Source organism: Klebsiella aerogenes (assembly GCA_029027985.1).
Lineage (GTDB): Bacteria > Pseudomonadota > Gammaproteobacteria > Enterobacterales > Enterobacteriaceae > Klebsiella > Klebsiella aerogenes_A.
This window is the reverse complement of sequence record CP119076.1, coordinates 1669767-1695354: the sequence shown is the minus strand read 5'-3', so window position 1 is coordinate 1695354 and position 25588 is coordinate 1669767. Positions and strand designations below refer to the sequence as shown.

Below are 25588 nucleotides of genomic sequence, written 5' to 3'. Positions count from 1 at the left end.
CCTTATACAACTTGTTTTCTATTAAGTAATATCATAACTGCTCCCCCAACAATAATTCCTAAGGAATAAGGGTGATAAGGTATTGCTGACACAAAATACATTATTAAACAAAATATTATAACAGCCTTTTTTACCGTTCTTTCAAGACCATTAACTGCAACCTTTGTAAACAAGGCAATGAACATAAACCCAAACACCCCATATTTAACATACATTGTTAAATATAAGCTATCAACGGAAATATTTTGGGTTTCAAGGCCACGATATGCAAACCATGGAATATCAAAATATGTTCCAGCACCAAATCCGAAAATATAGTTATACCACGACATTTCATCTATTAAACTTAACGCAGGTGAGAATCTATTAGTAATCTGGAAGAGCAAAACATCACCTGAAAATCCACTAACTACCCTATCGGCACCAACATAAACGCTTACCCCTAAAAACAGGCCAGCAATAAGAACGGCAGATAGGGAGTATATAATCGCTTTCTTTACATCTTTAAAACTAACAAATATAACACTTGCGAAAATCGCCAAAAGCATAAAGCGGGAGTTACCGACAAGAACACAGATAATTGCTGCATAGAAACATAATCTAGCCCATTTTCCACATTCATTCTTCATGTTGCTAGTAAAATAATTGATAATGTATATTGCTGCAACATAAGTTGATGCATCAAGATATCTATAGGAATTATCTTCATAATATTCATCTTTATACACTGATACTCCAAGCTTCGGTAATATCAGATGAATAATGCTAAACATAAACATTATAAATAGAATTTTCAAGATCGTATTTTTATTATAGCTATCTATCCTCAGTACTAACCCAGAGAAATACATAGCTGTAAAAATCATTATAATTGGTCGAATATCTTTTAAAAGATATTTATCTAAAATATTATCAGCGATGATTGATACTAGTATAACACATAGGTAAGTAAAAACTCCAAAAATGGTCGAGTACGGAATAGTAATATTTTTTCCATTAGAACAACTCATGCTTTTCAGTAAAAGGAAAAACAACCCGATCAGATAAAAGTCAAAATAATACACCCCTTGTAGTGATATGAAATCGGCATAGGAGTTTCCTGTAGGTATAATGGAAATGATCAAAAGAAATATAAAAAAAGATTTATTTGGTGATCCGATCAATACCATGGCCGAGAATACAATGAACATCGAAAAAAGTATAAAAGCCATTTTCTTAATTCCTATTATATTTTTTTCCCACACCCATTCTTGTAATATAATTAATTATCATTCATTTTCCTTTTATTTACCTTATGGCAATTTTTATGAGTTTATGAGAATTAAAAACATCTACTAAAAAAATCAGGTAATTCGTCACAGAACTACCTGATATATTAATAACTATTTTTTATCTGTATATGAATACCCGTAGCTACTATATCCATATGAATAATAGCTACTTGCTTTCTTCACAACGCCATTGAGTATACAACCTTTCACACCGACACCGCTGTGCTCAAATCTCTTAACGCTAATTTCAATTTCTTTGGCTGTATTCTGTTCAAATCGTGCGATCAACAGTGTGGTGCCAGCATAGTTACCTATTATTGCCGCATCTGTCACCGCCAAAATTGGAGGGGTGTCCAGAACAACGATATCATAATGCGAACTAGCCCAATTAATTAGCTCTCCGAAATGGCGGTGCATCAGCAACTCAGCAGGATTCGGGGGCACCATTCCTCTTGATATAAAGTCAAAACCAACTGAGTCTATTCTCTTTATAGCTTTCGATAGCTCGATTTTTCCAGATAATATATCTGAAAGTCCATTATCATTATTCACGTTGAATAACTTATGTGTGTACCCTTTACGCATGTCCACATCAATATAGAGTACTTTCTTGCCTGTTTGTGAAATAACTGCTGCTAAGTTAGAGCTAACAAAAGTTTTTCCTGCGTTCGGGCTTGCCCCAGAAATCATCAGTACATTATTCCTAGCTTCCATCATTGCAAAATGAAGACTAGTCCTAAGCCCTCTAATTGCTTCTATAGCTAAATCGGCAGGGTTATCCAATGCCAAGAAAACATTTTTTTGCTCAGGCTTGTTATTACGCCAACCTCGAGTTTTATCTACTTTCTTAGCATATTCTTCTGAAACAGGTATGCTTGCATAGACATTAATGCCTAACTCTTCTAATTGCTCTGGTGTTTCAATCCCTCGGCGTAAGAACACCCGAACCAGAACCAAGCCAACAGATATAATCCCCCCGAGGATCATACCGATTAACACTACCAGTATTTTATTAGGTCTGACGGGTTTTGGCTGAGTTACAGCTTCATCAATAATGCGTACGTTACCTATAGCACTTGATTTTGCAATATTTAACTCTTGCTGACGATTGAGTAATTGCATATATACTGCACGCCCAGACTCAACATCTCGGCTCAATCGAAGTATATCTTGCTGTGTTTCCGGCATTGCTGAAACGCGTTTATTTAGTTTAGATTTCTCATCTTGTAATGTTTTTCTCTTCTCCATTAATGCTTTATATGTCGGGTGTTCTTTAGTATAAAGCTGTGATATTTCAGACTCTCTAAACGTCAATTCATTTAACTGATTGTCCACATTAACAATTTGATCAAGAACTGATTTTGCTTCTAGGGATAAATCCACGGAGTCATTTTGTTTACGGTATGCATTCAGTTTATCCTCAGCCAAATCAAGTTCGTTTCGAACTTTGGGTAGTTGATTACCTAAAAACTCTAAACTTTTTGCATCTTGTGCTGCTTGCCTTGCAATATTTTGAGCCAAATAATTATTAGTAATACTATCTACAATTTTTTTAATTAATGAAGCATCATCACCAACCAGTGAAACATTTAAAATACCTGTATCTTTTCCTTGATCAGTGACATTAAGATATTTCTGCAACTCAGTTATTGCTTGCAGTCTAGAAACATAGTTAATTGTGAATTCAGTACCAATTTCGGCATTTATTTTATCAATTTTTATTGAGATGCCTTTGCCATCTATTAATTCACCTACTCTTCCATTAATACTAAAATCATCACCTGATAGTAAGTATCTATTCCCCCCTAAAAACTTTAGCGTCAACTCTGATGGCTGATCACTATTCTCAGATAGAGGCATATATAAATGTGAGATTGAAACCTCTCCACTTTCTTTACCAGTAATCCGTGCTATGCCACGCCCAATTAAAGGGAAATAATTTTGCTGAATTTCAGTTTGTAAGTTTAAATCGTCGACAGTTTTACCTAGAATCATTCGAGATTGTAATAATGCAATTTCTGGAGCAGATTGGGGTTGGCTGTCAGGAAGCATTTGACTTAAATTACTTAGTATAGCATTAGCTTGCTTCTGTTCAACCTGAACGAGAGCATCGGCTTGATATATTGGGGTCGCAAAAAGTGCATAAACAATTGCTAATAATGTAAATAATGAAGTTACCGAAATAATTAACTTTCGATGATCGATTAACTCTCCAACTAATCTAGATAAATCTATTTCACTCGCATCGTTTACATTCGTTTTGTTAGTTGCTGATGACATGACCTAATTCCTGATTTTATGCGCTTAGTTTTTTAGCCCAATGCTTTCCGGCCTGCTCAATTAATCGATAGACAGACAGGAAGGCTTCTTCGCTTTTTTTGTAGGGATCCGGAATTTCCCGTTGATCTATCCAATGTCCAAAAAGCATTATTTTACCTCTCGCCTCTGGAGCAATCCGACCAATTTGTTCTAAATGATATTTTTCCATTACTAAAATCAAATCATATTGCCGCCCCAAAGAGGAAGTAAACTGCTGTCCACTATGCCCCTCTAAAGAGATGCCATGTTGCGCAGCAACTTTCACTGCACTGGGATCTGCAGCATGATTAACCAATGCAGCAGTACCCGCCGAGTCAATTTTTTTATTGGGTAACAAATCCTTTAGAAAGCGCTCCCCTATTGGGGAACGACAAATATTCCCAGTACATACAATAAGAATCCTGTCAAACATTTCTATCACCAAGTCCTAATAAACTTGCCGGTTTCGGTCATATCATGGACACCAGTTATTGTTGGTACCAATTGGGAAATCACTCGATTCCAACGCACTATTGGTGCTGTCGTCACATAAACGATATCATATGGTTGTAGCTGAAACTCTGTACCAAGTACCATTGCAGAGGCATCTTGAGCATTTAGCTGGTAAATATTAGCAATCTTTCCTTGCTTATTATCTTTCATTTGACGAATAACAAATACCCCTGTCGCATCGCTTAAAGCTTGCGACATTCCCTCAGCATTCCCAATTGCTTCAGCTAAGGTCATACCACTGCGATCCATTTTCATCGTACTTTGCTTACCCACTTCCCCCATAACAAAGACCTTCAAGTCGTCGTTACGTGGAACGAAAAGAATATCGCCAGGATAGAGCAGATGATTTTGAGTCAAATCCCCTTTCTGCATAAGAGCATACAATGATACCTTTGTATCTTTGCCATTATGAGTTAATACAACATTCCGCCAATCAGCATCAGGTGCTAGTCCCCCAGCGGCATTAATCGCGTCCATAATTGTAAGCGGTATATTAGTAATTGCTTGTTTTCCAGATGTTATTACCTCTCCTGTAACGTATGCCTTCTGGGAGCGAAAAGCTGCAACGCTAACATCGACCTGTGGGCTTTCAATATAGGTAGTAAGACGATTTGCAATATCTTGGCGAACTTGGCTAAGCGTTTTACCGGCAACCGTGACTTTACCTATATATGGATAGAAGATGGTACCATCTGAATTTACCCAATTACCTGTATCACTTGCACTACGATACTGACCAGCAGGAGTAGTAAGTTCTGGATGATCCCAAACGGTTACCATCAGTACATCACCTACGCCAATACGATACTCGTAACTCCTGAGTAGAGTATCTAATTGTGGATTAGGACGTGCCAGCACAGTTTCCGGGCGTAATTGTTCAATGAGCCCCGGAGTCATAGGATATACATTAACCAACTTATCCAGATCATAATCACTATCAGGTAATTCAACTACATTCTTCCGTAGGTTATTAAGTCCTTGACCAGGAATGACAGTACAACCAGCCAAAAAACTTATCGCCAATGCCACTGCGGAAACTCTAACAATATTTTTCTTCATAATGTCACATCATCAATAAACTAAAGTTAGCCAACCCCTAAGTTACAATTCAGAACCATCACTTTTACGGTTAGTTTTCCAACCCTATACGGTTCTTATTGTATAACTTAGTCACAAACTAAACGGTATCTCTATCCCGGCACTGGCACCAATATCATCGCTATCACTACTATCGGCATCGGTGTACCAAAGGTTAGTATTTAATCTAACTGATTTGTATACATCTCCACTCCAACCCAATTGCACACCTTTTAATGTATCGGAATGTGGAAACGCTTTATTAATGGATTGATTTTCTGGGTTTACTTTCGCATATGCCAAACGCGCGCTCCAGCGTTGATTGTCCTCAGTCACCAACTCAACTTTACCAGCCACTAATTGACCATCCCCCCCCATTGCGTCACCAAGAGGATAACCCTGTTGGTAATATCCATCTTTATAGATATGGTGAGTGTAAATATAATTTGTACGACTCATATTGGATCGCGTATCATGGGCTTCAACATACCAGTTAACTGCATCTTTACCCCAGCCATGATGGCCTTCCACCCCCCCAAGGAACGTGTTAGCAGAAGGCAGGTAGCCAGCTTCATCCTCACCAATCATCTGACCATAGAAACTTACTGGCCAACCCAATGTCGGTTCTAACTTAAATTTGAAGTCAAAGCCAGCAAGCTGGTTACCTGGTTCATTATCCGTGCCGGTATTATCCTTACCCGTCATACCATCCCAGAAACTACTAAACGATTGTGGTCGCCCTTCCCCGCCCCACTGCATAATGCGCGAAGCGCCGAGCTCAAGTGATTGGAACGGCGAGAAGGTTAAACGGCCACCGATGATTTTGGCATGTGGTACCGCGGTATATTGGTTCATCTGACTGGCGGAGATTTGGTATTGCCATGGACCGACCCAGCGTAGCCACCAGGTTTCCGGAGCGGCCTGCTCGGCACGCTGCATCAGGAAACCAGTCATTGGTCGCATGGCATCACCACGGATCAGGCTGCCTTCGTAGCCAGGTCCCCACCACTGCGGCACCTGGCCAAAAGAGAGCCACTGGTTCCAGAATTTTACCGCACCATAAGCGCCGTTGGCATTGAAACGAGAACCGTTGCTGATGCGTTCGCCGCCCTCAACATTCCCTTGCAGATGAACATCCCACCATTCACCGCTGTTATTGAACGCCAGAGAAAGTGAGTTATCCGCAGCCTGGGTTTGGCCAAACCCTTGCGGCGTTCCTGGTTGGTCAGTCGACGTGTAGCCGCTAACGCGAAAGTCAGCCTTCAAATTAGACAGACGCTGGTTAATACGCGCCAGGACAACTTGTTCAGAAGAGTATGATGGTTTTGCCTTCTTTAAGGCCCGGGTTATCTCTTCCTGGCTTAGCGGCCAGGTGGAAAGACTGAGATGGATGACACCACGATCGGACAACCATGCCAGATCGTTGCGAAGTTCATTATCATTTTGCACCAACCCTGCCGCATAAACCGGTGAGCTAATGGATACAACCAGACCCAGTGCAAGTGCAATACGCGCAATTTTCATCATTATTCAAGTTCCATTTACGAGTCCCTTCCCACCAAGTGGGTACGGCAATGGGGATTTTAAGAATTCAGGAGCTTATGAGTTCGACAAGCCGATACGTTTTACAACAGCGCTCCATTGCCGCGACGGACAACATCCTCAAAGTACGAGCGGTTTGCTGCAGGCGGATGTGAACTTAATACATTACATAATGTAAGCGATATTGGTTGCCAAGGCTACTTTCATGCACTAAGTGAAACGCACATGATCGGTAGCCCGGAGCAACTGGACTTACCATACGATGAGTGAAACACGAGGGTATTCAAAACACCGGATCAGCACAGCGTCAAGATACGCTACCGCCCTTGGCTTAACAGCTACCAACGTACTGTACCCCTTACCCAGCAATTTTTTCCAAACACTACTGTTGACAATCTAACCAAAGCTATTATTTTTACCGCTCCAAGTTTACGAGATTCCGCACTCAAATGGGAGAGTAAATTTAACGAATTCAACCTTGTAAAATGATATTTCTCATTTAATCAACAAAGCCCTAACCATAAAATAAGATTATTTAACGGGCTCAGTCAAAGAGTTCTGCGAACTCCAGCACCCACCACAAAATGACTGTAATGCATTGATTTAAAAGGATTTAAAATAAATCATTATTCCAGTGAGAAAAATCATCCATTAATAGTCAACTACAAAATCTGATAGTCATCATTACCCAGCACGTTTATAAGCACCAGATTGATAATCTCTGATTGCCATTACAATCTTTTTATTTAAGAACAATCTTACAAGAAATACCCTAAGCACTTCTCAGAACAATCTCACAAGCAATATCCTGCAGGTCTCAACATTCTGATGTTCTGTTAACATGATTATGTTTCAGCAATATGAAATATCACCATCCGAAAACCCCTTAATTATCTGCGGAAAATTATTTATCATACTGCCCCAGTGATGTGGCGAATCGCCTCGCACCCGGGGATTAGTATGATTAATAGATATGCTTATGCAAATCGGCCCTGGTAAACGGCTTATCAAGCGGACCAATCATAGTGGCAACTTCACCTAACAGCGATTGCGTTGGCGCCTTAACCCCGATGTTTAGCAGAATTAGTGGAATGATCACCACACTTAAAGCGCCCATCCATGAAAGCTGTGCATTACGCGACGTCGGCGCACGCCACTGTAACAGCAGAAAAATTAATCCGCCACAAGCGCCCAGCATGAACCCGCTAACCACTTCAGATACCGAGTGCGCATGAATCATTAAGCGTGAATAGCCGACAAAGCCAGCAAGGATATAGCCTAAAAATACAGCGGCATAACGAACCCAAAGCGACATTCGGGAACTCAGCAGCCAGAGGAGTATTGGCCAGAATGCGGTGGAAAGCGCGGTATGCCCGCTAAAACCGGTGAAATCAAGTTCACGTATGCCAATTCCCCAGCCCATAAACGCCAGTTTGGAAATACAAACGATAGCGCCAGTGATGCCATAGAGCAGCGCCCATTGCCAGGCCAGCGCCCGGGAAGCTTTGCACAGCAGCAACACCGTAAACAATACCGCTGCGCTTGGCAGAAGAACGGTACTATCGCCGAAAAAAGAGACAAATTGCCAGTTCATTTACTGTTCATCCTCTGACGACACATCTCTTCCCCACCTCTTATCCATGGCTTCCCTATGGGCATATTCATCCATTAACATCACGTTTTTATGCATACATCACCGTTGTTTAATGGGTAAACATGATCTCAGTCAAGTTTTATTTCGCACCTATAACAGGTGCTACGCTTGTTTCTTTAAGAAACCTCGCACTAAGCGATTATCAATTAAGATTTATTCTGACTCATCCGACCAAATGGTCTGATGTATTCGAAACAAGTACCGTTGAGTCAGCAATTCAATATGTGGAGATAAAATTCAGCTGAGATGAAAATCCTTTATTTCCATCAAAAAACCAAATTAAGAAAAGCCCCGGTTTCATTTCAGTTAGATCTTATATCGCTGGCGCGGCACTCAGTATCGTAATATCAACTGCACGCCAGCGATGACTCCGTTAGCTCACATCAGACCCCATTTCACGCCAGCAGCTTTTTAATGCTCTCGCGGAATTTGGTTCCTTCTTTATGGTTACGCAGACCATAGCTCACAAATGCCTGCATATAGCCCATTTTCTTACCACAGTCATAGCTTTCGCCGGTCATCAGCATCGCGTCAACAGACTGTTTCTTAGCCAATTCAGCAATCGCGTCGGTTAGCTGGATACGACCCCACGCCCCTGGCTCGGTACGCTCAAGTTCATCCCAGATATCGGCAGATAGCACATAGCGTCCGACCGCCATCAGGTCGGAGTCCAGGGTCTGCGGTTCATCTGGTTTTTCAATAAACTCGACGATGCGGCCAATCTCACCTTCGACCTTTAGTCCATCTTTAGTTTGAATGACGGAGTATTCGGAGAGATCGCCCGGCATACGTTTGGCCAGTACCTGGCTGCGCCCGGTTTCATTGAAACGAGCCACCATTGCCGCCAGGTTATAGCGCAAAGGATCCGCGGTTGCGCCATCGAGAATAATGTCTGGCAAGACCACCACGAATGGGTTATCGCCAACGGCCGGGCGGGCGCACAGTATTGAGTGGCCCAAACCTAACTGCTGCCCTTGACGAACATTCATGATCGTTACACCTGGCGGGCAGATGGCCTGAACTTCGGCTAACAGCTGGCGCTTAACGCGTTGCTCCAACAGCGCCTCCAACTCGTAGGAAGTATCGAAATGGTTTTCTACGGCATTTTTGGATGAATGGGTGACCAGCACAATTTCTTTGATTCCGGCAGCGACAATCTCATCAACGATATACTGAACCATCGGCTTATCGACGATCGGCAGCATCTCCTTCGGTATCGCTTTGGTTGCAGGCAACATATGCATCCCTAACCCTGCGACCGGAATAATTGCTTTCAAACTCACCATTATTTCATCCACCTATATGGTTATAAACTTCCGAAGTTTTGTCATATTGTCGCTGTCACTGACATTTGTTACCGATGCTACAGCACCGTAACCCGTACGACTTTAAACAAAATCCTAAATTACTCTATTCGTCCAAGAATACACTTAAAAAATGTTAGCTGACAGGTCGCTTTAAGAAATTTCTCATGCCTTTTTCCTGGTAAGAAAACTCACTGTCTGTTTTTACAAAAGATACACATAATGCATTGTTATTAAACAGAAAAATAGTTATCAGCCTGCCTGGTTATGGATGTTAATTGATCGATTTAGTGCCGTTATTCTTAATAATCCCCAGGAACAAACCGTTTCAGATAATGTCAAATCCAACGCAAAATACCAGTGTGTCCGGGCAAGCAGCAAACGGTCTACATTATTGTCAGCAAACGCCCTGCTGGCGGGAGATGATGCGACTGCATCCCTGTAACAATGGACTATCCTAAGGGTCTTCTTAAACTCGCTCTCTGACAAGCTACGGAATTCAGTAGGAAAATTCTCACATACAGTCCTTTTACGGCAAATACGGGAATATTTTGACCTTGCCAGTCGTTAATAGCCCTTTCCTATACTTACTCGTTCCACACAGTAATTGCATGGGTTTATAATTAATTCCAAATCATCCTTAATAAAATTTTGCCATCGCTAACGGTGTTTCTGGTTCCAGGTTAGGCGTCACCACCAGAAAGCGTTGCAATTTACCAGGCGCTTATCCATGATCGTTAGATGGTACGATTATGTGTTCAAGGTTCTGACTGACTATGGAATGGATTGCCGATCCCTCTATCTGGGCAGGTCTCATTACACTGGTGGTGATTGAGCTAGTGCTGGGGATAGATAACCTGGTATTTATTGCGATCCTCGCCGAAAAACTTCCCCCCGCCCAGCGCGATCGCGCACGCGTGACTGGCCTGCTACTGGCGATGGTGATGCGCCTACTGTTACTGGCATCAATTTCCTGGCTGGTCACTCTGACTAAACCCCTTTTCACCTGGCACGATCTTAGCTTCAGCGCTCGGGATTTGATTATGCTGTTCGGCGGGTTGTTCTTGTTGTTTAAAGCAACGGTGGAGCTCAATGAACGGTTGGAAGGGAAAGATAGTAATAATCCTACCCAGCGAAAAGGAGCGAAATTCTGGGGCGTAGTGGCGCAAATTGTCGTCCTGGACGCCATTTTTTCTCTGGACTCCGTAATCACCGCCGTCGGAATGGTCGATCATCTGGCAGTGATGATGGCCGCAGTGATTATTGCCATCGCGCTGATGTTGATGGCCAGCAAGGCGCTTACTCGCTTTGTTAACAGCCATCCAACGATTGTTATCCTCTGCCTTAGCTTCCTGCTGATGATTGGTTTTAGCCTGATTGCCGAAGGTTTTGGCTTCCCTATTCCTAAAGGCTATCTGTACGCCGCTATCGGCTTCTCGGTCATGATCGAATCGTTCAATCAGTTGGCCATCTTCAACCGCCGTCGCTTCCTCTCCGCCAATTTAACCTTGCGACAACGGACAACAGAAGCGGTAATGAATTTGCTCAGCGGCCAGAAGGAAAACACCGAACTCGATAACGAGACGGCAGCCATGGTTGCTGACCATGGCGACAGTCCGCTATTTAACCCGCAAGAACGTCTGATGATCGAGCGCGTGCTGAATTTAAATCAGCGCTCCGTCAGCAGTATTATGACCTCGCGTCACGATATCGAGCATATTGATTTAAGCGCACCGGAAGAGGAAGTCCGTGCGCTCCTGGAGAAAAACCAGCACACCCGCATCGTCGTCACTGGCGGTAAAGATAATGAAGATCTGCTGGGGGTCGTTCACGTCATTGACCTCCTGCAGCAGTCGCTGCGTAATGACCCTCTCGATCTGCACGTGCTTCTACGCCAACCGCTTATCTTCCCGGAAACCCTGCAGCTGCTGCCGGCGCTGGATCAGTTCCGCCAGGCGCGAACTCACTTCGCCTTTGTCGTGGACGAGTTCGGCTCCGTCGAAGGGATCGTGACCATAAGCGATGTCATGGAAACCATCGCCGGGAACCTGCCCAATGAAGTTGAAGAGATTGATGCCCGCCACGATATTCACAAAAATGCCGACGGCAGCTGGACGGCTAACGGGCACATGCCACTGGAAGATCTGGTGCAGTATGTCCCCCTCCCGCTGGATGATAAGCGCGAATACCATACTATCGCTGGATTGCTGATGGAGAATCTGCAGCATATTCCGCGCGCCGGCGAAGAAGTGGAGATTGGGGGCTACACCCTACGGACGCTGGAAGTGGAAAGCCACCGGGTACAGAAAGTACTGATTATTCCCCCCGTCGAACCCGAAGATGGATTGGATTATGAAGTGTGAGTATGTAGCGTATCAATAACAGACAAAGCAATCAGGCCGCCGTGATCCCTCGCGACGGCCTGATAATCACAGCTTATCGAGCAGCTTCTTCACATCTTTGCCGTTCTGGCTATTGCTGTTACGCTCCGCCCAGTCGTTCAGACGCTGTCTGACTTCATCCTGCAGCTGCTTACGCAGGATCTGATCGACCTGCAGGCTGTAGCTGAGCGCCTGCCACTTACCGTAGATACGCAGCGGGATTGCCGTCTGTTTGAGTCGGTCAATCAGCTTACTTTCGCCTTTCCAACCGCCTAATACACGCACATTAAAGCGCATATCGCAATCTTCGGCCTGCAGATTAAGGCGGCCCTCGCCGGTGAGAGCCATCACTGCCGATTGCCCTTGCAGGCTATTTAGCGTTATCAGACCATTATTCAACGTCAAATCGCTGCTTAACGAATCCAGCTGAGTCGCATTATCGAAATTATCCTGGGCCTGCACATTGGTGCTCCGCGCCACCGCCTGCTGCACAAGCTGCTGGAAGTTGAGCCCTTCGGTACGCGTATCCTTCATCTGTAACTGCGCCTGCCCTTGCCAGTTGCGACGAAACTCATCCGCATCAATATGGGCGCCGGAGAAATCGCCGGTAAGCGATAATTTTCCCGTCAAGTTGATTGGGTAGTTAAACGCTTTCAGAATCGTGCCGATTTCTACGTTATCCAGTTTTGGCTGGAACGCCGCGTGCGAGCTATCACCCCGCACATCCAGCACGCCAGGTAACGAAAGCTGGCCGCCATCGAGACTTCCCTGCAGCTGTTTCACCGTCAGCAGTCCTTGCTGATTACTGATATCGCCCTTCACCTGACCAAACTGCATGCCGCGCCACTGAACCTGATCCGCCGTCAGCGCTAGCTGCCCGTTAAAACCGAGCAGACTATGATAATCCTGTTGGATATCATTATCGGCGATCACTGGACGCAGCTGCCTCGGCTGGCTTTGCCCACGCTGGCCGACATGACCTTCTCTGACCGCCACGCTTTGAGCAAGCAAACTATCCAGATTCAGCGTAGCAGCATGTAGATTGAGCATCCAATCGGGCTTGTCGCCCAGCACAACGCTACCGTTACCGGCTATCGTGCTGTCATTGGCAGTGAGATTAAGGTTGTTGAAAGTGAGCTTCTTCTCATCTTCAATCCAGTTTGCCTGCAGGCTGGCCTGGCCATTCAGACCATCCGGCGGCAATTCGGCGCCGCGCACCTGCCAGTTGAGTTGCGATATATCGGCTTTCAGAGAATGGGGATAATCCCCGCCCTGCACCTGCGCGGTGAATGACAGCGCTAAATCGCGCTGATCGCGATTAACTCTGCCGGAGAAATCAACGGTCGCCAGATGGTTGTCATCCTGTTCCATCTGCAGGCGAATATCGCGTACGGTGACCTGTTCGCCGTTTTCATGTTGGAAGAACAACACGCTATCGGCGACCTGCAGCTTACGAACATCGTAAGACCAGCCGCGATCTTGCGGCGCCTGCGGCAAGGTATTGTCATGCGGAACAACCGGCGCGTTCTGGTCGCGAACGGCTTCAGTTTTCGAGGTAAGCTGGATCACCGCGCCTTTCAGCATCACCTGTTTAACCTGCAGCTGATGCGAGATTAACGGTATCAACGCAACATCCAGCCGCATGTTATCAGCGCGTACCACCGGTTCGGAAGCCCCGGGAGCCGTGAGCGCCATACGGCCGGAGAGAATGCTCAACTGCGGCCAAACGTGCCAACGCAGCGGACCATCAAGTTTGAGTTGATAACCGCTACGTTCCGCCACTTCCTGCACCATATAGTTACGGAAGTCATTAGGGTTGACCAGCAACACCAGCGCAACGAGCCCGGCGACAATTACGGTCAACAAGATCATCAGCGTGGTTAGAATTCGTCTCATGGCATCCTCAGTCAGCCGCTTGCTTTATCAGTCCTTGTCGATTCGACTCGCTACCGCGCCCTGCTGATCGCGATATTTAGCGTCTTCGCGGCGGTTATACGGCCGTGCTGCCGGGCCGGAGAGCGGTTCAAAGCTCAGTGCGCCGATAGGCATTCCCGGACGCAGCGCCAGCGGCAGCTTACCGGAATTATAGAACTCCAGCACGATGCAACCGGACCAACCCGGATCGATACGGTGGGCGGTCACATGCACCATCAGGCCAAGACGGGCCAACGATGAACGACCATCCAGCCAACCGACGAGATCGGCAGGCAGAGTAACGGATTCATAGGTTACCGCCAACGCCAGTTCGCCGGGATGCAGGAAGAAAGCTTCACCTTCCGGCAGCACTATTTCTTCACTCATCACGCGATCCAGCGCCGCACTGACTTCCGCCTTAGGACCGCTCAGGTCGATAAAAGGCGCCGTATGGCCGCGGAAGGTGCGGAATTTATTCCCCAGGCGAACGTCAACCGTCGCGCCGTTAATCCGCTCGACCGGCGGGCGCGGGCTGATTGCCAGGCGCCCTTCATCCAACCAGGCTTCTATATCTCGGTCACACAGACGCATGAGCTTTCTCCTTTAAGGCATCGAGCCCTTACGCCTTCCGGGGATAAGGGCAATTGGGATTCTCTTTGCACGTTACACAATAAGTACGTGTTATTCAAAGAACTGACTGATTTTGGCCTTCAGAATATCAATGGCGATACGGTTTTTACCGCCGCGCGGCACGATGATGTCGGCATACTGCTTGGAAGGTTCGATAAACTGCAGGAACATCGGGCGCACCGTCTTCTGATACTGCGCCATAACGGAGTCCATTGAGCGGCCGCGCTCATTAACATCACGCTTGATACGGCGCATCAGGCAGATATCGAGCGGCGTATCGACGAAAATAGAAAAGTTTAATTCATTACGCAACCGGGCATCCGTCAGAAGCAGGATCCCTTCAAGAATAATCACTTTTTTCGGTTTGATATGAATGGTTTCCGGCATACGCGTATGTTCTACATAGCTATAAACCGGTAATTCAATCGGTTGACCGCTTTTTAGCATCTGCAAATGCTGGAACAGTAAGCTATGATCCATCGAACTGGGATGGTCATAGTTCGTTTTTACGCGCTCTTCCATCGACAGATGGCTTTGATCTTTGTAATAACTGTCTTCCGGAATAACGCCAATATGTTCATCGCCAACTTGTTCACGCAATTCGCGATAAAGAGTGCTGGCGATAAGACTTTTGCCCGAAGCCGATGCGCCGGCGATGCCTACAATGACGCACTGATGAGACGTATCAGTCATAAATTTTTGCGACCTGATTAACCTGGATGTATATGGAGGGTGACGGTTGACCGTCAAACGCGGCAATTATAGGGATTTCAGGGCGGCGATACCAGTGATATGCGCCCTGTACGCTCATTCCTCTTCCGGCGTCCAGCCATCGGTATACCAGATATGCAATAAAGCATAAGAACGCCACGGCTGCCAGCGGCTGGCATAACGAGCGATGCGTGCCGGCGTCATGCCGGGAAAGCGCTGCTTAATCAGGTAGTCATCCGGCAAGAAAATATCTTTCGCCTGCCAGCCACGCAGCGCGTAGTAATTTGCCGTCCAGCGGCCGATCCCGGGTAGACTCTGCAGTTGCTTCATCCCGGCCGCGATATCAGCGGGCGCCGCCAGCGGCAGCTCGCCGCTCAATGCCGCCTTCCCCAAATGAATCAGTGCCTCAGCGCGGCGAAGTGGCATACCCAGTGCTTTCAGCGCCAGCGGCTCAGCCTGCGCCAGCCGTTGCGGCTCAGGGAAAACAACATAACCCGGCGCTTCCGTCAACGGTTCGCCGTAAGCGGCCGCCACCTTCGCCGTCAGCTTCGCCGCCATCGCCACGCTCACCAGTTGCCCCAGAACCGCACGCACCGCCTGTTCAAAAGCATCCAGCGCGCCCGGTAGCCTCAGCCCTGGCCGCGGTAGCGCCAGTTCGCCTAATGTCTGGGTAACTTGCTGTGGGTCGCAGGCTAGATCAAACAGCTGCGCCACGCGCGCCAGGCACTCGGTTTCGACCGGCAACAGTCCGGGAGAGAGCGTCACCTGCAGTCCCTGCGCCCCATCGTCCGGTTTAACGGTGATCAATCCACAATGCCCCTTCAGAGAAAAACTGCGGGTGTATTCATTTTGCTGGAAGGTTTCAATTCCCGCCACCGCACGGGCGCTGAGAAATCCGAACATCCATTGCCAGTCATAGGGCGGTTGCCAGGGTAACAATGTCATGCGTTCTCCTTATTAATCGCTGCAAGCATAGATGCTCTACATCAGATGCGCCTTGCTTTTAAATTCCAGTTGTCGGCATGGCGGCAATCCGCTAAAGTCGCCCCCCTTCTTCACTGGCATGGGGATTTTCAGGTCATGTTTATTGGTTTTGACTATGGTACCGCTAACTGTTCGGTTGCCGTCATGCAGGACGACAGTCCACAGCTTTTAACGCTGGAGAACGGCAGCCCGCTGCTACCGTCAATGCTCTGCGCGCCGACACGCGAAGCGGTTAGCGAATGGCTGTATCGTCATCATAATGTCCCCGCCGATGGGGCGGAGAACCAGGCCCTGCTGCGTCGCGCCCTTAATTATAACCGCGATGAAGATATCGACGTCCTGAGCAATAGCGTCCAGTTTGGCCTCGCCTCGCTGCATCAATACGTAGACGACCCTGAAGAGGTCTACTTCGTTAAGTCGCCAAAGTCGTTTCTTGGCGCCAATGGCCTGAAACCGCAGCAAGTCGCATTGTTTGAAGATCTGGTCTGCGCCATGATGCTGCATATTAAACAGCAGGCGCAAACGCAGCTAACCGAAGAGATTAATCAGGCAGTCATTGGCCGTCCGATTAACTTCCAGGGGCTCGGCGGCGATGACGCTAACGCCCAGGCGCAAGGTATTCTGGAACGCGCAGCCCGGCGCGCGGGGTTCCAGGATGTTGTTTTCCAGTTTGAACCCGTCGCGGCAGGGCTCGATTTTGAAGCCACGCTCAGCGACGAAAAACGCGTACTGGTCGTCGATATCGGCGGCGGTACGACCGACTGCTCGCTGCTGCTGATGGGTCCGCAGTGGCGGCAGAAAGCCGATCGTCAACAAAGCCTGCTGGGCCATAGCGGCTGTCGTATCGGCGGTAACGATCTGGATATCACCCTGGCCTTCAAATGCCTGATGCCGTTGCTCGGCATGGGTGGTGAAACGGAAAAAGGCATCGCGCTGCCGGTGCTGCCATGGTGGAATGCGGTGGCGATTAACGACGTTCCGGCGCAGACCGATTTCTACAGCGCCACCAACGGCCGCATGCTCAATGACCTGCTACGCGACGCCCGCGATGCCGACAAAGTCGCACTGCTGCTTAAAGTCTGGCGCCAACGCCTGAGTTATCGCCTGGTGCGCAGCGCGGAAGAGAGCAAAATCGCCCTTTCCGCACAGGCGAGCTTCAACGCAGAGCTGCCGTTTATTAGCGATGAACTGGCTACTGCTATCAGCCAGCAAGGTCTGGAGGAGGCGCTCAATCAGCCGCTGTCCCGCATTATGGAGCAGGTAAAACTGGCGCTGGAAAGCAGTAATGAAACCCCGGATATCATCTATTTAACCGGCGGTAGCGCCCGCTCGCCGCTGATTAAGAAAGCGCTGGCCGCGCATCTGCCAGGCATTCCGATCGCGGGCGGTGATGATTTTGGCTCTGTTACCGCCGGGCTGGCTCGCTGGGCGCAGGTTGTTTTCGCCTGAAACGCGAGCGTCATTCGGTAACCTAAGTTGACATTGCCGCTTTTTCGCTCTAATTTGCAGGATGAAGGGTAAGGGAGGATTTCTCCTCCCCCTGATACACTGTTAGTAAGTCGGGAAACTTATCAGTAACAGCACTATCAGTATGATGAGCAAATTCATCATAACCCTTTCCTTATTTAAGGCCCCTTCCTCAGGAGGGGCTTTCCTGTATTTAGCCTCCGCTAAATCAAGCCGACGTTACCATGCCCCACCCGATACTCATCTTTTCGGCGTTCTGCTTTGCGAACATCCTCGTGAAAGCCCGCTGATTCAGACGTTTCCATACCTTCTTTTCATAATTCCTCCATTTTTAAAGGGCGTTCCGTTACTAAACTAGTATCATTTAGCGAAAGCTTCAGATTGAGATAGCAACATAATGAAAGACAATAACAAACGTCGTTGGGGAATGGCTCTGGTGGTGGTTATCGCGGCAGGCGCCGCCTATTGGTTTTGGCACCAGCGCGAAGCAGCGCCGGTTCCGGGGGCGCCAAATGTCGGCCAACAAGGGGCGAAAGCGACGGGCGGCGGACGCCATGGGCGTTTCGGCGCAACGCTGGCTCCGGTTCAGGCAGCAACCGCCACCAGCGAATCGGTCCCCCGCTATCTCACGGGTCTGGGTACCGTCACCGCAGCGAATACCGTTACCGTACGCAGCCGGGTCGATGGCCAGTTGCTGAGTATTCATTTCCAGGAAGGCCAGCAGGTAAAAGCAGGCGATTTGTTAGCACAAATTGATCCCAGCCAATTTAAGGTCGCCCTTGCCCAGGCACAGGGGCAGTTAGCCAAAGATAACGCCACTCTCGCCAACGCGCGCCGCGATCTCGCCCGCTATCAACAATTGGTCAAAACGAATCTGATCTCCCGTCAGGAGTTGGATACGCAACAATCCCTGGTCGTGGAGTCCGCCGGTACGGTTAAAGCCGACGAAGCCGCCGTCGCCAGCGCCCAGCTTCAATTGGACTGGACACGCATTACCGCACCTATTGACGGCCGAGTAGGGTTAAAGCAAGTCGATATTGGCAACCAAATTTCCAGCGGCGACACGACCGGTATCGTTGTCCTGACGCAGACTCATCCTATCGATTTAGTGTTTACCCTGCCGGAAAACGACATCGCCACGGTGGTACAGGCGCAGAAGGCAGGTAAGGCGCTGTCCGTTGAAGCCTGGGACCGTACCAATAAACAGAAAATCAGCGCAGGTTCCCTGTTGAGCCTGGATAACCAAATTGATACCACGACTGGCACTATCAAGCTTAAAGCGCGCTTTAATAACCTTGATGATGCGCTGTTCCCGAACCAGTTCGTTAACGCCAGAATGTTAGTGGATACCGAGCAGAATGCCGTGGTTATCCCTACCGCCGCATTACAGATGGGCAATGAAGGCCACTTCGTGTGGGTCCTGAATAGCGAGAATAAAGTCAGTAAACACACGGTGACGCCAGGTATTCAGGACAGTCAGAAAGTGGTGATTAATGCCGGATTGTCGGCGGGGGATCGCGTCGTGACTGATGGTATCGACCGCCTGACGGAAGGGGCCAAAGTCGAAGTTGTCGACGCCCATCGCGCCACGCAGGAACAACCCGCCGCACACCAGAGCGGTAAAAACGGAGCGCGTTCCTGATGCAGGTGTTACCCCCAAGCAGCACGGGCGGCCCTTCCCGACTGTTCATTATGCGCCCGGTGGCGACCACGCTGCTGATGATCGCTATCCTTCTGGCAGGGATCATCGGCTATCGTTTCCTGCCGGTCTCCGCGCTGCCGGAAGTCGACTACCCCACCATTCAGGTGGTCACACTCTATCCCGGCGCCAGCCCGGATGTAGTGACGTCTTCCATTACCGCGCCGCTTGAGCGTCAGTTTGGCCAGATGTCGGGGCTCAAACAGATGTCATCGCAAAGTTCAGGCGGCGCGTCGGTCATTACTCTGCAGTTTCAACTCGAGCTATCGCTGGATGTCGCCGAGCAGGAAGTGCAGGCGGCGATTAACGCCGCAACTAACCTTCTGCCATCAGATTTACCTAACCCGCCGGTGTACAGCAAAGTGAACCCGGCCGATCCGCCGATTATGACCCTGTCCGTCACCTCCAGCGCGATCCCCATGACTCAGGTTGAGGATATGGTCGAAACCCGCGTGGCGCAGAAAATCTCCCAGGTCTCCGGCGTCGGGTTGGTCACGCTGGCAGGTGGTCAGCGCCCTGCGGTACGAGTCAAGCTCAACGCCCAGGCCATCGCCGCGCTGGGGTTAACCAGTGAAACCATTCGTACCGCCATAACCAATGCTAACGTGAATTCGGCGAAAGGCAGCCTCGACGGCCCAGCTCGCGCGGTCACGCTTTCCGCCAACGATCAAATGCAGTCGGCGGAAGATTACCGCCGCCTGATTATCGCCTATCAAAACGGTGCGCCAATTCGCCTCGGCGATGTCGCCACTATCGAACAGGGCGCAGAGAACAGCTGGCTTGGGGCATGGGCCAACAAGCAGCGGGCGATCGTCATGAACGTGCAACGCCAGCCAGGCGCGAATATCATTGCCACTGCCGACAGCATCCGCCAGATGCTGCCACAACTCACGGAAAGCCTACCTAAATCGGTTAAGGTGCAGGTCTTGTCGGATCGCACGACCAATATTCGCGCCTCAGTGAGCGATACCCAGTTCGAACTGATGCTCGCCATCGCGCTGGTGGTGATGATTATCTATCTGTTCCTGCGTAACGTTCCGGCAACGATTATTCCCGGCGTCGCCGTGCCGCTGTCGCTGGTCGGCACTTTTGCCGTCATGGTGTTCCTTGGTTTTTCGATTAACAACCTGACGCTAATGGCGCTGACTATCGCCACCGGTTTTGTCGTCGATGACGCCATTGTGGTGATCGAAAACATTTCCCGTTATATCGAAAAAGGGGAAAAACCGCTCGCCGCCGCACTGAAGGGCGCGGGTGAAATCGGCTTTACCATTATTTCGTTAACATTCTCGCTGATTGCGGTGCTGATCCCGTTGCTGTTCATGGGCGACATCGTCGGCCGTCTGTTCCGCGAATTTGCGATTACCCTGGCGGTGGCGATACTCATCTCGGCGGTGGTTTCGCTGACGCTGACGCCAATGATGTGCGCGCGTATGCTTAGCCACGAATCGCTGCGTAAACAAAACCGCTTTTCACAAGCCAGTGAACGTTTCTTCGAGCGCGTGATCGCCGTTTACGGCCGCTGGCTAAGTCGGGTGTTGAACCACCCGTGGCTGACGCTGAGCGTGGCATTAAGCACCCTCGCGCTGTCGATTCTCCTGTGGGTCTTTATTCCAAAAGGCTTCTTCCCGATCCAGGATAACGGCATTATTCAGGGTACCTTACAGGCGCCGCAGTCGGCGTCGTTCGCCAGCATGGCGCAGCGCCAACAGCAGGTATCCGAGCTGATTCTTAAAGATCCGGCGGTAGAAAGCCTGACCTCCTTCGTTGGCGTTGACGGCACCAACCCGGCGCTGAACAGCGCGCGTCTGCAGATCAACCTTAAACCGCTGAGCGAACGTGACGATCGCGTGCAGGCGGTGATCGGCCGTCTGCAGAAATCGGTCGCCAGCGTGCCGGGCGTTGAGCTCTATCTACAGCCGACCCAGGATCTGACGATCGATACCACCGTCAGTCGCACCCAGTATCAGTTCACCTTGCAGGCTAACTCGCTCGATGCGTTGAGCAACTGGGTACCGCAATTAATGTCGCGGTTACAGTCATTACCGCAGCTTTCCGACGTCAGCAGCGACTGGCAGGATAAAGGACTCGCAGCTTATATCAACGTCGATCGCGACAGCGCCAGTCGTCTGGGTATTTCGATGGCGGATGTCGATAACGCGCTGTATAACGCCTTTGGCCAGCGGCTGATCTCGACAATTTACACCCAGGCAAACCAGTACCGCGTGGTGCTGGAACATGATACTCAAGCCACGCCGGGGCTGGCGGCGCTGGATAATATCCGCCTGACCAGCAGCGACGGTGGCATCGTGCCGCTGAAGTCGATCGCCAGCGTCGAACAGCGCTTCACCCCACTGTCGGTTAACCATCTCGATCAGTTCCCGGTGACGACTATCTCGTTCAACGTGCCGGATAACTATTCGCTGGGCGAAGCGGTAGACGCGATTCTGGCAGCCGAGCAGTCGCTGGATTTACCAAGCGATATCCGTACTCAATTCCAGGGCAGTTCCCTCGCCTTCCAGTCGGCGCTCGGCAGTACCGTCTGGCTGGTGGTTGCCGCGGTGGTCGCCATGTATATCGTTCTCGGCGTGCTGTATGAGAGCTTCATTCACCCCATCACCATTCTTTCTACGCTACCGACCGCCGGTGTCGGCGCCCTACTGGCGCTATGGCTGGCCGGTAGCGAGCTGGACGTGATTGCGATTATCGGCATCATTCTGCTGATTGGTATCGTCAAGAAAAACGCTATCATGATGATCGACTTTGCCCTTGCAGCCGAACGCGAGCAAGGGATGCCGCCGCGCGAGGCTATCTATCAGGCCTGTTTACTGCGTTTCCGCCCCATTCTGATGACCACGCTGGCGGCCCTGCTCGGCGCGCTACCGTTGATGTTAAGTACCGGCGTCGGCGCCGAACTGCGTCGTCCGCTGGGGATCGGCATGGTTGGCGGTCTGATGCTTAGCCAGATCCTGACCCTGTTTACCACGCCGGTGATTTATCTACTCTTCGACCGCTTGTCTCTGTACATCAAGAGCCGTTTCCCGCGTCGTGAAGAGGAGGCGTAAGTGAAGTTTTTCGCTCTCTTCATTTATCGCCCGGTCGCGACCATCCTTATCTCGCTGGCGATCACTCTGTGCGGAGTCCTCGGATTCCGCCTGCTGCCGGTGGCGCCGCTGCCGCAGGTGGATTTCCCGGTAATAATGATCAGCGCCTCGCTGCCCGGCGCGTCGCCGGAAACCATGGCCTCGTCGGTCGCGACGCCGCTGGAGCGTTCGCTGGGACGTATTGCCGGGGTCAATGAAATGACCTCGTCGAGTTCGCTCGGCAGCACGCGCATCATCATGCAGTTTAATTTCGATCGCGATATCAACGGCGCCGCGCGCGATGTGCAGGCGGCGATTAACGCCGCGCAAAGCCTGCTGCCTAGCGGTATGCCAAGCCGCCCAACCTACCGCAAAGCCAACCCATCCGATGCGCCGATCATGATCCTGACGCTGACCTCGGATACCTATTCGCAGGGCGAGCTGTACGATTTCGCCTCAACCCAATTGGCGCAGACGATTTCGCAAATTGACGGCGTCGGCGATGTTGATGTTGGCGGCAGTTCATTGCCGGCGGTGCGCGTCGATCTCAACCCGCAGGCGCTATTTAACCAGGGTGTCTCGCTGGACGCCGTGCGCAGCGCGATCGATAACGCCAACGTGCGCCGGCCACAGGGCGCGCTTGAGGACAATACCCATCGCTGGCAGGTGCAGACTAACGACGAACTGAAAAGCGCAGCGGAATATCTACCGGTGATCGTCCACTACAACAACGGTGCAGTGGTACGGCTGGGCGACGTGGCGACAGTGACGGACTCAGTGCAGGATGTGCGTAACGCCGGGATGACCAACGCCAAACCGGCGATCCTGTTGATGATCCGCAAACTGCCGGAAGCCAATATCATCCAGACGGTTGACAGTATCCGCGCCCGCCTGCCGGAACTGCAGCGCACTATCCCGGCGGCCATCGATCTGCAAATCGCCCAGGATCGTTCGCCAACCATCCGCGCGTCGCTCGAAGAGGTCGAACAAACGCTGGTGATTTCGGTGGCGCTGGTCATTCTGGTGGTATTCCTGTTCCTGCGTTCCGGGCGGGCAACGCTGATCCCGGCGGTTGCCGTACCGGTATCGTTAATCGGCACCTTCGCCGCCATGTATTTATGCGGTTTCAGCCTGAATAACCTCTCTTTGATGGCGCTGACCATCGCCACCGGCTTTGTCGTCGATGATGCCATCGTGGTGCTGGAAAACATTTCACGCCATCTTGAGGCAGGGATGAAACCGCTGCAGGCCGCGTTACAGGGCAGCCGCGAAGTCGGCTTTACCGTGCTGTCGATGAGCCTGTCGCTGGTGGCAGTGTTCCTACCGCTGCTGTTGATGGGCGGCTTGCCAGGCCGCCTGCTTCGCGAGTTTGCCGTTACGCTGTCAGTGGCGATAGGTATCTCTCTCGCGGTTTCACTCACCCTCACCCCCATGATGTGCGGCTGGCTGCTGAAAAGCGGCAAACCCAACGAACCGACGCGCAACCGCGGTTTTGGCCGCCTGCTGATCGCCATTCAGGGTGGCTACGGCAAATCGCTAAAATGGGTTCTGCAGCACAGCCGCCTGACCGGTCTGGTGTTGCTTGGCACCATGGCGCTCAGCGTCTGGCTCTATATCTCGATCCCCAAAACCTTTTTCCCTGAACAGGATACCGGGGTTCTGATGGGCGGCATTCAGGCAGACCAAAGCATCTCCTTCCAGGCGATGCGCGGCAAACTGCAGGACTTTATGAAGATCATCCGCGAAGACCCCTCGGTCGATAATGTGACCGGCTTTACCGGCGGCTCGCGAGTCAATAGCGGCATGATGTTTATCACCCTGAAACCCCGCGACCAGCGTCACGAGACGGCACAGCAAATCATCGACCGGTTGCGGAAAAAACTGGCGAAAGAGCCCGGCGCCAACCTGTTCCTGATGGCGGTGCAGGATATTCGCGTCGGTGGTCGTCAGTCGAACGCCAGCTATCAATACACCCTACTGTCGGACGATCTCGCGGCGCTACGCGAGTGGGAACCAAAAATTCGCAAGGCGCTGGCGGCGTTGCCGGAGCTGGCTGACGTTAACTCGGATCAACAGGATAACGGCGCGGAAATGGATCTGGTGTACGACCGGGATACCATGTCGCGCCTCGGAATTAGCGTGCAGGACGCCAACAACCTGTTGAATAACGCCTTTGGTCAGCGGCAGATCTCGACCATCTACCAGCCGCTGAACCAGTACAAAGTCGTCATGGAGGTCGATCCGGTTTATACCCAGGATATCAGCGCGCTGGATCAAATGTTCGTCATTAATAAAGACGGTAAGCCCATCCCGCTGTCGTACTTTGCGAAATGGCAACCGGCAAACGCGCCGCTGTCGGTTAACCATCAGGGACTGTCGGCTGCTTCGACGATCTCCTTTAACCTGCCGACCGGCAAATCGTTATCGGAAGCCAGCGACGCCATCGACCGGACGATGACCCAGCTCGGCGTGCCGTCGAGCGTGCGTGGAACCTTTGCCGGCACCGCGCAGGTGTTCCAGCAGACCATGAACTCACAGGTGATCCTGATTATTGCCGCCATCGCTACGGTGTATATCGTGTTGGGGATCCTCTACGAAAGCTATGTGCATCCGTTGACTATCCTCTCTACCCTGCCGTCAGCGGGAGTTGGCGCACTATTGGCGCTGGAGCTGTTCGGTGCCCCATTCAGCCTAATCGCCTTGATAGGGATCATGCTATTAATTGGCATTGTGAAGAAAAACGCCATCATGATGGTCGATTTCGCCCTTGAAGCGCAGCGTAACGGCAATCTTGCGCCGGAAGAAGCTATTTTCCGCGCCTGTCTGCTGCGTTTTCGCCCGATCATGATGACCACGCTGGCGGCGCTGTTCGGCGCGCTGCCGCTGGTACTATCGGGTGGCGATGGTTCAGAGCTGCGTCAGCCGCTGGGGATCACCATCGTCGGCGGCCTGGTAATGAGCCAGCTGCTGACGTTGTACACCACCCCGGTGGTCTATTTGTTCTTTGACCGTCTGCGGTTGCGTTTTTCGCGAAAAACTTCTCAATCGGTAAGCGAATAA

General features: G+C 50.2%; 16 protein-coding genes. 5 read left to right on the top strand and 11 right to left on the bottom strand.

What is annotated here, in order from left to right; translation table 11 throughout:
- Positions 1 to 2: 2 nt before the first annotated feature.
- The 7 genes from PYR66_07985 to galF all read right to left on the bottom strand — a co-directional run bounded on the left by PYR66_07985 (position 3) and on the right by galF (position 9641).
- On the bottom strand, positions 3 to 1211 hold the full coding sequence (locus PYR66_07985; GenBank protein ID WEF29640.1) for a DUF6369 family protein: 1209 nt from the start codon (positions 1209 to 1211) through the stop codon (positions 3 to 5).
- 171 nt (positions 1212 to 1382) lie between these two features.
- Positions 1383 to 3551 carry a polysaccharide biosynthesis tyrosine autokinase gene (locus PYR66_07980; protein WEF29639.1) on the bottom strand — a complete coding sequence of 723 codons (2169 nt, stop codon included), beginning with the start codon at positions 3549 to 3551 and terminating at the stop codon, positions 1383 to 1385.
- A 16-nt stretch (positions 3552 to 3567) separates the two neighbouring features.
- Entirely contained in the window at positions 3568 to 4002 is a 435-nt protein-coding gene (locus tag PYR66_07975; protein ID WEF29638.1) for a protein tyrosine phosphatase, read from the bottom strand.
- 5 nt (positions 4003 to 4007) lie between these two features.
- Positions 4008 to 5141 (bottom strand): polysaccharide export protein, encoded by a 1134-nt coding sequence (locus PYR66_07970; protein ID WEF29637.1) that lies wholly within the window; start codon positions 5139 to 5141, stop codon positions 4008 to 4010.
- A 111-nt stretch (positions 5142 to 5252) separates the two neighbouring features.
- On the bottom strand, positions 5253 to 6686 hold the full coding sequence (locus PYR66_07965; protein ID WEF29636.1) for a capsule assembly Wzi family protein: 1434 nt from the start codon (positions 6684 to 6686) through the stop codon (positions 5253 to 5255).
- A gap of 979 nt (positions 6687 to 7665) precedes the next feature.
- Positions 7666 to 8295 carry a phosphatase PAP2 family protein gene (locus tag PYR66_07960; protein ID WEF29635.1) on the bottom strand — a complete coding sequence of 210 codons (630 nt, stop codon included), beginning with the start codon at positions 8293 to 8295 and terminating at the stop codon, positions 7666 to 7668.
- A gap of 455 nt (positions 8296 to 8750) precedes the next feature.
- A complete protein-coding gene (gene galF / locus PYR66_07955) occupies positions 8751 to 9641 on the bottom strand; it encodes a UTP--glucose-1-phosphate uridylyltransferase GalF (GenBank protein ID WEF29634.1) in 891 nt (296 codons plus the stop codon).
- A 794-nt stretch (positions 9642 to 10435) separates the two neighbouring features.
- Between galF and PYR66_07950 the strand changes: the two genes are divergently transcribed.
- Positions 10436 to 12022, top strand: a complete 1587-nt coding sequence (locus PYR66_07950; GenBank protein ID WEF29633.1) for a TerC family protein — start codon at positions 10436 to 10438, stop codon at positions 12020 to 12022.
- 66 nt (positions 12023 to 12088) lie between these two features.
- Here the strand turns inward: PYR66_07950 and asmA are convergent, their stop codons facing one another.
- The 4 genes from asmA to alkA form a co-directional block, all read right to left on the bottom strand.
- Entirely contained in the window at positions 12089 to 13936 is a 1848-nt protein-coding gene (gene asmA, locus PYR66_07945; GenBank protein ID WEF29632.1) for an outer membrane assembly protein AsmA, read from the bottom strand.
- 27 nt (positions 13937 to 13963) lie between these two features.
- Positions 13964 to 14545 (bottom strand): dCTP deaminase, encoded by a 582-nt coding sequence (dcd, locus tag PYR66_07940; protein ID WEF29631.1) that lies wholly within the window; start codon positions 14543 to 14545, stop codon positions 13964 to 13966.
- Positions 14546 to 14635: 90 nt separating this feature from the next.
- Positions 14636 to 15277, bottom strand: coding sequence for a uridine kinase (udk, locus tag PYR66_07935; protein WEF29630.1), 642 nt, complete (start codon positions 15275 to 15277; stop codon positions 14636 to 14638).
- Positions 15278 to 15391: 114 nt separating this feature from the next.
- Positions 15392 to 16240: a DNA-3-methyladenine glycosylase 2 gene (gene alkA, locus PYR66_07930; protein ID WEF29629.1), complete on the bottom strand. Its 849-nt coding sequence runs from the start codon at positions 16238 to 16240 to the stop codon at positions 15392 to 15394.
- Positions 16241 to 16375: 135 nt separating this feature from the next.
- Between alkA and yegD the strand changes: the two genes are divergently transcribed.
- The 4 genes from yegD (at position 16376) to mdtC (ending at position 25588) form a co-directional block, all read left to right on the top strand.
- The gene (yegD, locus tag PYR66_07925) at positions 16376 to 17728 is read left to right on the top strand and encodes a molecular chaperone (protein ID WEF29628.1); all 1353 of its coding nucleotides are present in this window, start codon (positions 16376 to 16378) and stop codon (positions 17726 to 17728) included.
- A gap of 415 nt (positions 17729 to 18143) precedes the next feature.
- Positions 18144 to 19388 carry an MdtA/MuxA family multidrug efflux RND transporter periplasmic adaptor subunit gene (locus tag PYR66_07920; protein ID WEF29627.1) on the top strand — a complete coding sequence of 415 codons (1245 nt, stop codon included), beginning with the start codon at positions 18144 to 18146 and terminating at the stop codon, positions 19386 to 19388.
- Positions 19388 to 22510 carry an MdtB/MuxB family multidrug efflux RND transporter permease subunit gene (locus PYR66_07915; protein ID WEF29626.1) on the top strand — a complete coding sequence of 1041 codons (3123 nt, stop codon included), beginning with the start codon at positions 19388 to 19390 and terminating at the stop codon, positions 22508 to 22510. The genes PYR66_07920 and PYR66_07915 overlap by 1 nt, the downstream gene beginning before the upstream one ends.
- Complete coding sequence (gene mdtC / locus PYR66_07910; GenBank protein WEF29625.1) at positions 22511 to 25588, top strand: multidrug efflux RND transporter permease subunit MdtC; 3078 nt, start codon at positions 22511 to 22513, stop codon at positions 25586 to 25588.

What these genes read in the sequence shown, in the direction of transcription:
- PYR66_07985 (WEF29640.1), bottom strand. Translation starts at nt 1,211, where the DNA reads ATGGCTTTTATACTTTTTTCGATGTTCATTGTATTCTCGGCCATGGTA.
- PYR66_07980 (WEF29639.1), bottom strand. Translation starts at nt 3,551, where the DNA reads ATGTCATCAGCAACTAACAAAACGAATGTAAACGATGCGAGTGAAATA.
- PYR66_07975 (WEF29638.1), bottom strand. Translation starts at nt 4,002, where the DNA reads ATGTTTGACAGGATTCTTATTGTATGTACTGGGAATATTTGTCGTTCC.
- PYR66_07970 (WEF29637.1), bottom strand. Translation starts at nt 5,141, where the DNA reads ATGAAGAAAAATATTGTTAGAGTTTCCGCAGTGGCATTGGCGATAAGT.
- PYR66_07965 (WEF29636.1), bottom strand. Translation starts at nt 6,686, where the DNA reads ATGATGAAAATTGCGCGTATTGCACTTGCACTGGGTCTGGTTGTATCC.
- PYR66_07960 (WEF29635.1), bottom strand. Translation starts at nt 8,295, where the DNA reads ATGAACTGGCAATTTGTCTCTTTTTTCGGCGATAGTACCGTTCTTCTG.
- galF (WEF29634.1), bottom strand. Translation starts at nt 9,641, where the DNA reads ATGGTGAGTTTGAAAGCAATTATTCCGGTCGCAGGGTTAGGGATGCAT.
- PYR66_07950 (WEF29633.1), top strand. Translation starts at nt 10,436, where the DNA reads ATGGAATGGATTGCCGATCCCTCTATCTGGGCAGGTCTCATTACACTG.
- asmA (WEF29632.1), bottom strand. Translation starts at nt 13,936, where the DNA reads ATGAGACGAATTCTAACCACGCTGATGATCTTGTTGACCGTAATTGTC.
- dcd (WEF29631.1), bottom strand. Translation starts at nt 14,545, where the DNA reads ATGCGTCTGTGTGACCGAGATATAGAAGCCTGGTTGGATGAAGGGCGC.
- udk (WEF29630.1), bottom strand. Translation starts at nt 15,277, where the DNA reads ATGACTGATACGTCTCATCAGTGCGTCATTGTAGGCATCGCCGGCGCA.
- alkA (WEF29629.1), bottom strand. Translation starts at nt 16,240, where the DNA reads ATGACATTGTTACCCTGGCAACCGCCCTATGACTGGCAATGGATGTTC.
- yegD (WEF29628.1), top strand. Translation starts at nt 16,376, where the DNA reads ATGTTTATTGGTTTTGACTATGGTACCGCTAACTGTTCGGTTGCCGTC.
- PYR66_07920 (WEF29627.1), top strand. Translation starts at nt 18,144, where the DNA reads ATGAAAGACAATAACAAACGTCGTTGGGGAATGGCTCTGGTGGTGGTT.
- PYR66_07915 (WEF29626.1), top strand. Translation starts at nt 19,388, where the DNA reads ATGCAGGTGTTACCCCCAAGCAGCACGGGCGGCCCTTCCCGACTGTTC.